The organism is Massilia sp. CT11-108 (assembly GCF_047302915.1).
Taxonomy (GTDB): Bacteria; Pseudomonadota; Gammaproteobacteria; order Burkholderiales; family Burkholderiaceae_D; genus Telluria; species Telluria orientalis.
Genome location: NZ_JBKYMO010000212.1, coordinates 1 through 9561 on the forward strand (window position 1 = coordinate 1; position 9561 = coordinate 9561).

9 protein-coding genes are annotated in these 9561 nt (G+C 66.4%); 4 read left to right on the forward strand and 5 right to left on the reverse strand.

The features are described 5' to 3' along the window. Positions 1–62: 62 nt before the first annotated feature. The 4 genes from nadB to ACEN88_RS17275 all read left to right on the forward strand — a co-directional run bounded on the left by nadB (position 63) and on the right by ACEN88_RS17275 (position 4653). Positions 63–1736, forward strand: coding sequence for an L-aspartate oxidase (nadB, locus tag ACEN88_RS17260; RefSeq protein ID WP_413341499.1), 1674 nt, complete (start codon positions 63–65; stop codon positions 1734–1736). Between the two features lie 9 nt (positions 1737–1745). Then, the gene (locus ACEN88_RS17265) at positions 1746–2654 is read left to right on the forward strand and encodes a DMT family transporter (protein WP_413341485.1); all 909 of its coding nucleotides are present in this window, start codon (positions 1746–1748) and stop codon (positions 2652–2654) included. A 68-nt stretch (positions 2655–2722) separates the two neighbouring features. Further along, positions 2723–3625 carry an NAD-dependent protein deacetylase gene (locus ACEN88_RS17270; RefSeq protein ID WP_413341487.1) on the forward strand — a complete coding sequence of 301 codons (903 nt, stop codon included), beginning with the start codon at positions 2723–2725 and terminating at the stop codon, positions 3623–3625. Then, positions 3622–4653: an alpha/beta fold hydrolase gene (locus ACEN88_RS17275; RefSeq protein WP_413341489.1), complete on the forward strand. Its 1032-nt coding sequence runs from the start codon at positions 3622–3624 to the stop codon at positions 4651–4653. The genes ACEN88_RS17270 and ACEN88_RS17275 overlap by 4 nt, the downstream gene beginning before the upstream one ends. A 46-nt stretch (positions 4654–4699) precedes the next feature. On the opposite strand, the gene nadC is transcribed toward ACEN88_RS17275, so the two are convergent. From nadC to ACEN88_RS17300, 5 genes are all read right to left on the reverse strand, one after another. Beyond that, the gene (gene nadC / locus ACEN88_RS17280; protein WP_413341491.1) at positions 4700–5575 is read right to left on the reverse strand and encodes a carboxylating nicotinate-nucleotide diphosphorylase; all 876 of its coding nucleotides are present in this window, start codon (positions 5573–5575) and stop codon (positions 4700–4702) included. Next, positions 5572–6714, reverse strand: coding sequence for a quinolinate synthase NadA (gene nadA, locus ACEN88_RS17285; protein WP_413341493.1), 1143 nt, complete (start codon positions 6712–6714; stop codon positions 5572–5574). Before nadA ends, nadC begins: the two co-directional genes overlap by 4 nt. Before the next feature lie 16 nt (positions 6715–6730). Next, positions 6731–8332, reverse strand: coding sequence for an ABC-F family ATPase (locus ACEN88_RS17290; RefSeq protein ID WP_105377246.1), 1602 nt, complete (start codon positions 8330–8332; stop codon positions 6731–6733). A 64-nt stretch (positions 8333–8396) separates the two neighbouring features. Next, positions 8397–9314 carry a muramoyltetrapeptide carboxypeptidase gene (gene ldcA, locus ACEN88_RS17295; protein ID WP_413341496.1) on the reverse strand — a complete coding sequence of 306 codons (918 nt, stop codon included), beginning with the start codon at positions 9312–9314 and terminating at the stop codon, positions 8397–8399. After that, on the reverse strand, positions 9311–9561 hold a 251-nt coding region (locus tag ACEN88_RS17300), incomplete at its 5' end, for an alpha/beta fold hydrolase (protein ID WP_413341497.1). The genes ldcA and ACEN88_RS17300, both read right to left, overlap by 4 nt.

Below are 9561 nucleotides of genomic sequence, written 5' to 3' on the forward strand. Positions count from 1 at the left end.
ACGCGCCGGGGAGCGTCCGCGGGGGATGCTGAACAGCGGCATCTTCCACATGCCCGCGCCAAATCGTCTATAGTGATGCCTCTTTACAAAAGCAAAACCAAGAGAGTGCGATGAAATTTGACGTAGCCATCGTCGGCAGCGGCCTCGCCGGCCTGTCGGTTGCCCTTCATCTGGCGCAAACCCGCAAGGTCGCCATCATCTCCAAGCGCGAGCTCCTCGACGGTGCCAGCAACTGGGCGCAGGGCGGCATCGCCGCCGTGCTGGACTCGGGCGACAGCCACGACCAGCATATCGCCGACACCCTCGTCGCCGGCGCCGGCCTGTGCGACGAAGCGGCCACCCGCTACATCGTCGAGCACGGGCGCGAGGCGATCGAATGGCTGATCGAGCAAGGCGTGCCGTTTACCCGCGACGAGACAGCGGAACTCGGCTTCCACCTGACCCGCGAGGGCGGTCACAGCCAGCGCCGCATCATCCACGCCGCGGACGCCACCGGCCACGCCGTGCAGGTGACGCTGGAACAGAAAGTGCGCGCGCACCCGAACATCACCCTGTTCGAGCATCACTGCGCGATCGACGTGATCACGTCCGATAAACTGCAGCCGGACGGCGTGCATGCCGGACCGGCCCTCGTCGGCCAGCCGCGCTGCCATGGCCTGTACGTGCAGGACGAACAGAGCGGCAGGGTGCAGACGTTCGAGGCGGAGCACACCGTGCTCGCCACCGGAGGCGCCGGCAAGGTCTACCTGTACACGACGAACCCCGACACCGCGACGGGCGACGGCATCGCGATGGCCTGGCGCGCCGGCTGCCGCGTGTCGAACATGGAGTTCATCCAGTTCCACCCGACCTGCCTGTACCACCCGTTCGCGAAATCGTTCCTGATCACGGAAGCGGTGCGCGGCGAAGGCGGATTGCTGAAGCTGCCGCCCGAGGCGGGACCCGCGGCCGGCACGCGCTTCATGCCCGCGCACGACGACCGCGGGGAACTGGCGCCGCGCGACGTCGTCGCCCGCGCCATCGACTTCGAGATGAAGAAGCGCGGCATCGACTACGTCCACCTGGACATCACGCACAAGAGCCCGGAATTCATCAAGGAACACTTCCCGACGATTTACGCGCGCTGCCTGGAGCTGGGCATCGATATCACGAAGGAACCGATTCCCGTCGTGCCGGCCGTCCACTTCACGTGCGGCGGCGTCGTGACCGATTTGTCCGGCCGCACCGACATCCCGGGCCTGTACGCCGTCGGCGAGACTGCCTACACGGGCCTGCACGGCGCCAACCGCCTGGCCAGCAATTCGCTGCTGGAATGCCTCGTCGTCGGCCGCGCGTGCGCCCACCAGATCGCCGCGGCGCCGTCGGTCGACGTGCCCGCGCTGCCCGCGTGGGACGAAAGCCGCGTCACCAATGCGGACGAGGAAGTGGTCATCGCCCACAACTGGGACGAGCTGCGCCGCTTCATGTGGAACTACGTCGGCATCGTGCGCACGACCAAGCGCCTGGAACGCGCGCAGCACCGCATCAAGCTGTTGAAGGAAGAGATCGACGAGTACTACCGCAACTTCCGCGTCACCAACGACCTGCTGGAGCTGCGCAACCTCGTCGAGGTGGCGCACCTGATCGTGCGCAGCGCGCTGTCGCGCCACGAAAGCCGCGGCCTGCATTTCTCGCGCGACTATCCGGATACGCTGCCGAAGGCATTGCCCAGCGTGCTGACGCCGCGCCGCCGCTAATTCGGGTAGATGATTCAGAAGCTTACGCCGTCGACCGTCCTGCTGCTGACCGTCCCGCCCCTGCTGTGGGCGGGTAACGCCATCGTGGGACGGCTCGTGCGCGCGGCCGTGCCGCCGATGACGCTGAACCTGCTGCGTTGGGTCATCGCGCTGGCCGTCCTGCTGCCGCTCGGGTGGGCGACGTTGCGCCAGGCCGGCGTGCTGGACGCGATTCGCACCCGTTGGCACCGCTATGCGCTGCTGGGGCTGCTGGGCATCGGCATGTACAACTCCCTGCAGTATCTCGCGCTGCAAAGCTCCACGCCCATCAACGTCACCCTCGTCGCCTCGGGCATGCCCGTGTGGATGATGCTCGTCGGGCGGCTGTTCTATGGCGTGGCCGTACGGACGCGCCAGGTGATCGGCGCATTGCTGTCGATCGTCGGCGTGCTTGTCGTGCTGTGCCGTGGTGACGTCGGCCAGCTGCTTGCGCTGCGCCTCGTCGCGGGCGACCTGTACATGATCCTCGCGACCATCGCGTGGTCGTTCTACAGCTGGATGCTGCTGCAGCCGCGGGACGAGCCGGCCTTGCGCGCCGACTGGGCCGCGTTCCTCGGCGCGCAGGTGGCGTTCGGGCTGTTGTGGTCGGCCGGTTTTGCCGGCGTCGAGTGGTCGCTGGGCGCGGCAGCCATCGCGTGGAGCTGGCCCGTCGTGGCGGCGCTGCTGTTCGTGGCCGTGTGCCCGGCCGTGCTCGCGTTCGCCATGTGGGGCGCGGGCATCCGCCGTGCCGGGCCGGGCATCGGTGCCTTCTTCGTCAACCTGACGCCGCTGTTCACGGCGCTGCTGTCGTCCGCCTTCCTGGGCGAGCTGCCCCATGCCTACCACGTGCTCGCGTTCCTGCTGATCGTCGGCGGGATCGTCGTGTCCGCCAAACGTTGAAGCAGCCGTAACGTGTTTCTGTGCGGGCATCGGAGATGTTACGATCCCGGCGGAAGGAGCACATCAAGATGGCTGAAGCATTCACCGTCCACGACCACGCGGCGCGGATCGCCGCATTCCTCGACCGCCACCCGCGCGCGCTCGTACTGACGGGCGCGGGGTTGTCGACGGCATCCGGCATTCCCGATTACCGCGACCGCGATGGCACCCGCCGCGGCAAACCCCCGATCCACGGCCCGGATTTCCGCAAATCCGAAGCCGTGCAGCGGCGCTATTGGGCGCGCAGCATGATCGGCTGGCCCGTGCTCGCGCAGGCCCGGCCGAATCGGGGTCATGCCGCGATCGCGGGGCTGGAGCGGATCGGCAGGATCGGTTCCGTGCTGACGCAGAACGTCGATGGCCTGCACGGCCAGGCCGGATCGCACGGCGTGCTGGAATTGCACGGCAATATCCATACGGTCGTGTGCCTCGAATGCTCGGCGATCTTCCCGCGCGCCTTCGTGCAGGGGCAGCTGGAAGATTTCAATCCGCACATGGCGGGTGCCAATGCGACGCCGCTGCCGGATGGCGATGCGTCCGTCGAACCGACGGAACTCGCCAGCTTCCGGCTGCCGTACTGTACGTGCTGCGGCGGGATCTTGATGCCCAACGTGGTCTTCTTCGGCGATAACGTCCCGCCGGCACGCACGGCCATCGCACTGGAACAGATGGAACGGGCGGACGCGCTGCTGGTCGTCGGCTCGTCGCTGATGGTCTATTCCGGCTTCCGGTTCTGCCGCATGGCGCGGGCCGCCGGCAAGCCGATCGCCGCCATCAACCTCGGCCGCACGCGCGCCGACGACCTCCTCGACATCAAGATCGAAGAATCGGCCGAGCGGGTGCTCCCGCTCGCGCTGGACATGCTCATCAAAGGTTCGGAGCAGACGGAGCGAGACACGCCATCCATACCACTCGACGGGGGAATACTGTGACGAAAACGTTAAGCAGCACTGGTGTCAAACCCTGGCAGGCCGGCGCATTGCTGGCCGGTCTCGGCCTCGCGGCCTCTTATTTCTATGTGCGTTCGAAAACGAAACAGGCGGAGGCGGAGAATCCGCCGCAGGGCCGCTTCGTCAAGGTCGACGGCGTGCGCCTGCATTACGTGGAACGGGGCAGCGGCCCCGCGCTGGTCCTGCTGCACGGGAACGGCGTGCTGGCCAGCGATTTCCAGACGAGCGGCCTGATGGACAAGGCGGCCGAGCACTACCGCGTGATCGCGTTCGACCGCCCCGGCTTCGGCTACAGCGAGCGGCCGCGCAGCAAGGTGTGGACGCCGCAAGCCCAGGCGCGGTTGCTCCATCACGCGCTGCAGGAGATCGGCGTCGATTCGGCCATCGTGCTGGGCCACTCGTGGGGCACGCTCGTCGCGCTGTCGATGGCGCTGGAAGTGCCGGACTTCGTGCGCGGTCTCGTGCTGCTGTCGGGTTATTACTACCCGAGCCTGCGCGCGGACGTGCCGCTGCTGTCCGGACCCGCGATCCCGATCGTGGGCGATTTGATGCGGTACACGATCTCGCCGCTCGTCACGCGCATGCTGTGGCGTCCGCTGACGAAGCGCGTGTTCTCGCCGCAGCCGGTCGACGCCCGTTTCCGCGACCTGCCCGTATGGATGCTGCTGCGTCCGAGCCAGCTGCGCGCCAGCGCGGCGGAGACGGCGCTGATGGTGCCGTCGGCCGTGGCGCTGGCCAGGCGTTATCCGGAGCTGAAGGTGCCCGTGGTGGTGATGGCCGGCACGAAGGACAAGATCGTCGACTTCGGCCACAACTCGGAGCGGCTGGACGAGCGCCTGCCGGACAGCGAGCTGCAGCTGCAGCCCGGCGTCGGGCACATGACGCACTATGCGCACCCGGAGAAGGTGCTGGCCGCGGTCGACGAGATCGCGGGGCGCGTTGGGGAGTCCGTGTATCGGAGGAATCCGCAGGCGGAGGCGTTGGCGAGGGCCAGCGAGAGCGGGACGTAAAAACACCGTCGTTGCCGCGCAGGCGGGGACGACGGTCGTGGGGCTCTCAGCCAATAATGCGCAGCGAGTAGTCCGTCGCCTTGACGTCCTTGGTCAGGCCGCCGATCGAAATCCGGTCGACCCCGGTCTCGGCGATCGCACGTACGGTCTGCATATTGATGCCGCCGGACGCTTCCAGCAACGCCCGTCCCTCGTTGATGCGCACCGCTTCGCACATCATGTCCAGGTCAAAATTATCGAGGAGGACCGACGTTGCGCCAGCCGCAAGCGCTTCTTCCAGTTCGGCGATCGACTCCACCTCGATCTGGATCGACACGCCCGCGTTCAGCGCGGTCGCCGCCTGCAGCGCCGGCGTGATGCCGCCCGCGGCCGCGATGTGGTTTTCCTTGATCAGGATGCCGTCGTACAGCGCCATGCGCTGGTTCGCGCCGCCGCCCACGCGCACGGCGTACTTCTGCGCCTGGCGCAGCCCCGGCAGCGTCTTGCGCGTGTCGAGGATCTGCGCCCTGGTGCCGGCGATGACGTCGACATAGGTGCGCGTGGCCGACGCGACGCCGGACAGCAGTTGCAGGAAGTTCAGCGCCGAGCGCTCCGCCGTCAGCAGCGAGCGTGGCGAGCCTTCGATCATGCAGACGACGCTGTCGGCCGCCATCACATCGCCCTCGGCATATTTCCAGTCGATCTCGATGTCCTGGTCGACGGCGCGCATGACGCCTTCGAACCACGGCGCGCCGCACAGGACGGCCTGCTCGCGCACGATCACGCGCGCTTTCGCGCGGGGTGCTTCCGGCACGAGCTTGCCGGTCAGGTCGCCGCTGCCGACGTCTTCCAGCAGCGCGGCCAGCAGGTTCTGTTCGAATGCGGCCTGCAGCTTGTCGTCGAACTGGCCTTCGTCGGCGTAAGGGTTGCGGAGATTGCTCATGCGGGACCGATTCCTTTGAAGAGGTTGGCTTCCTGCTCCAGCGCGCCGGTCGGCAGTGCCTTCGCTTTCTTGGCGGCGGCGAAGTCGAGCATGCGGTCGATGGCGCGCTTGGCCTGCTTGCCGATTTCCGGATCGACGAAGATTTCGTTTTTACTGTCAGAGGCTTGCAGCACGTCGGCCAGGTTCTGCAGGCCGTTCATCGCCATCCACGGGCAGTGCGCGCAGCTCTTGCAGGTGGCGCTGTTGCCCGCCGTCGGGGCTTCGATCAAGGTCTTGCCCGGCGCCGCCATGCGCATCTTGTGCAGGATGCCGTTGTCGGTGGCGACGATGAAGTGCGTCGCATCCATCGTCTGCGCCGCGTTGATCAGCTGCGTGGTCGAGCCGACGACGTCCGCCTGGGCGACGACGTTGGCCGGCGATTCCGGGTGCACGAGGACTTTCGCGTGCGGGTACTCCGCGCGCAGCAGGTCCAGTTCGATGCCCTTGAACTCGTCGTGCACGAGGCAGGAACCCTGCCACAGCAGCATGTCGGCACCCGTCTGCTGCTGGATGTACGAGCCCAGGTGGCGGTCCGGCGCCCACAGGATCTTCTTGCCCTGGTCGTGCAGGTGCTTGACGATGTCCAGGCCGATCGACGAGGTCACCATCCAGTCCGCACGCGCCTTCACGGCGGCGGACGTGTTGGCGTAGACGACGACCGTGCGGTCCGGATGCTGGTCGCAGAACGCGGCGAACTCGTCGGCCGGGCAGCCCAGGTCCAGCGAGCAGGTCGCGTCCAGGTCCGGCATCAGGATCGTCTTTTCCGGGCTCAGGATCTTCGCCGTCTCGCCCATGAAGCGCACGCCCGCCACGACGAGCGTCCTGGCGGGATGATCGCGGCCGAAGCGCGCCATTTCCAGAGAGTCCGACACGCACCCGCCCGTTTCCTCGGCAAGGTCTTGCAGGTCGGCATCGACGTAGTAGTGCGCGACCAGGACGGCTTCGCGCTCCTTCAGCAGGCGGCGGATGCGGTCCTTCAGCGCGGTCTTTTGTTCGACTTCGAGCGGCGACGGGGTACGGGCCCAGGCCTCGGCGGTGGAGCACACGCCGCCAACCGGCCGGTCGTATTCAAATACTTTAACGGGGGCAATGGTATTCATGGGATACAAGCTCCAATCAGTCGAGACCCTGGCTCTTGAGGTAATCCTCGTAATTGCCCTGGAAGTCGATGATGCGGTCTTCCTTGATCTCCAGGATACGGGTCGCCAGCGACGACACGAACTCGCGGTCGTGCGACACGAAGATGAGGGTGCCTGCGTATTTATCCAGCGCGATGTTCAGCGACTCGATCGATTCCATGTCCATGTGGTTCGTCGGCTCGTCGAGCAGCAGCACGTTGTGGCGGCCCAGCATCAGCTTGCCGTACATCATGCGGCCCTTCTCGCCGCCGGACAGCACGCGCACGGACTTCTTGACCTCGTCGCCGCCGAACAGCAGGCGGCCCAGGATCGAGCGCACGGCCTGGTCGTCGTCGCCTTCCTTCGTCCACTTGCCCATCCAGTCGGTCAGGTTCAGGTCGGTGGCGAATTCTTCCGTCGGATCCTGCGGCATGTAGCCCGGATTCGCATTCTCGGCCCACTTCACGCGGCCGGTGTCGGCGTCGAGACCCGTGATCGGGGCGCTGCCGATGCAACGCAGCAACGTGGTCTTGCCGGCGCCGTTGGCGCCGATGATCGCGATGCGCTCGCCGGCCTCGACCATGATCGAGAAATTCTTGAACAGCTGGCGGTCGTACGATTTCGACAGGCCTTCCGTCTCGACGGCCAGGCGGTGCAGTTTCTTCTCGCCTTCGAAGCGGACGAACGGATAGGCGCGCGAGGACGGCTTGAATTCCTCGATCTTGATCTTGTCGATCATCTTGGCGCGCGACGTGGCCTGGCGGGCCTTGGACTTGTTCGCGGAGAAGCGGCGCACGAAGTCCTGCAGCTCGGCGACCTTCTCTTTCGCCTTCGCGTTGTTGGCCAGCTGCTGGTTGCGGGCCTGCGTCGACGCTTCCATGTAGTCGTCGTAGTTACCCGGATAGACCTTCAGCGTGCCGTAGTCCATGTCGGCGACGTGCGTGCACACCGAGTTCAGGAAGTGGCGGTCGTGCGAGATGATGATCATCGTCGAGTTCCGCTGGTTCAACATGTCGGCCAGCCAGCTGATGGTGTGGATGTCCAGGTTGTTGGTCGGTTCGTCGAGCAGCAGGATGTCCGGATCCGAGAACAGGGCCTGCGCCAGCAGCACGCGCAGCTTCCAGCCCGGCGCCACGGCGCTCATCGGGCCCTGGTGCAGGTCGGTGGCGATGCCCAGGCCCAGCAGCAGTTCGCCGGCGCGCGCTTCGGCCGAGTAGCCGTCGTATTCGGCGACCTTGCCTTCGAGCTCGGCCGCTTTCATGTAGTCCTCGTCGGTCGCTTCCGGATTCGCGTAGATGGCGTCGCGTTCGCGGATGGCTTCCCACAGTTCCGTGTGGCCCATCATGACGACGTCGAGGACGCGCACGTCTTCGTAGGCGAACTGGTCCTGGCGGAGCTTGCCGAGGCGCTCGTGCGGGTCGAGGCTGACGTTGCCGGCGGACGGCTCGAGGTCGCCACCGAGGATCTTCATGAAGGTCGACTTGCCGCAGCCGTTGGCGCCGATGAGGCCATAACGGTTGCCGTCGCCGAACTTGACGGAAATATTTTCGAACAGCGGCTTGGCGCCGAACTGCATCGTGATGTTGGCTGTACTGAGCACTGGGAAACCTTCGCGTGGTGATTCAATTAACCGCACATTTTACCACTGTGGGAAGGGCGTTGCGTCAGCCGGTCTTGAGTGTCGGGTAACCCGACATGGTCAGCGACCACTGCCCGCCGTCGCACTGCAAATGCCCGTGCGCCCCGAACGGAATCGTCACGTGACGGGCGATGTGGCCGAATTCCAGCCCCGTCAGCACCGGCACGGGCAAGGTCGCGCGGACATACGCCAGCATTTCGTCGAAGTTGTAGCCGTTGTCGTTCGCGCCGAGCCGGTAGCCGGAGAAATCGCCCAGCACGATGGCGCGCTGCTTGTCCAGCACGCCGGCTTGCATCAGCTGCAGCAGCATGCGCTCCACGCGGAACGGGTGCTCCGCGATGTCTTCCAGGAACAGGATGCCGCCGTCGATGCGCGGGAAGTACGGCGTGCCCATCAGCGACATGATCATCGCCAGGTTGCCGCCCCAGACGATGCCCGTCGCGTCGAGGCGCGGGTTCACCGCGCCGTGGCCGGAGATCGTGTGCGTGGGACCGGCCAGGCAATGCCAGAAATCGTTCAGCGTGAATTCGTTCGGCTCGGCCGTGCCCACGTCGGCCGTGAACATGGGCCCGGCGTAGCTGATGGCGCCCGTCTTCGCATACAGCGCCATGTGGAATGCCGTGACGTCGGAGTACCCGACGAAGATCTTGCCGCTGGCGGCCATGCGTTCGAAGTCGATGTGCGGCAGCAGGCGCGTCATGCCGTAGGCGCCGCGGATGGCCATGACGACCTGCACGTCCGGGTCGGCGGCCGCCGCTTCCAGCTGGGCGAGGCGTTCCGCGTCCGTGGCCCCGAAGCGCTGGTGGCGCTCTTCGTGCTTGTAGTAATTGTGGACCAGGATGCCCTGGGCTTCGAGGCGCGCGATGCCGCGCGGGATCGCTTCCGGCTCGGGCGCGTAGCTGCCCGGCGCGATGAGGGCAATGCCCGGTTGTTGGATGGTCACTGTTTGACGAAGAGCCTTGGTGTCGAGTCGGGCGCCATCTTACCGTGCGCATGGGCGTCGATCAAGGCGAGGAGCCGCTCCAGCAGCTGGGGCGGCAGGTCGTGTCCCATGCCCTCGATGACTTCGAGGCGGGCGCCGGGAATCGCCTGCGCCGTGTCGACGCCGCACGCGAGCGGTACGAGCGGATCGGCCGCGCCGTGGATCACGAGCGTCGGCGCCACGATCGTCTGCAGCTGCGGCGTGCGGT

Coding starts and splice junctions, on each gene's coding strand:
- ACEN88_RS17265 (WP_413341485.1), top strand. CDS start 1,746: ATGATTCAGAAGCTTACGCCGTCGACCGTCCTGCTGCTGACCGTCCCG.
- ACEN88_RS17270 (WP_413341487.1), top strand. CDS start 2,723: ATGGCTGAAGCATTCACCGTCCACGACCACGCGGCGCGGATCGCCGCA.
- nadC (WP_413341491.1), bottom strand. CDS start 5,575: ATGAGCAATCTCCGCAACCCTTACGCCGACGAAGGCCAGTTCGACGAC.
- nadA (WP_413341493.1), bottom strand. CDS start 6,714: ATGAATACCATTGCCCCCGTTAAAGTATTTGAATACGACCGGCCGGTT.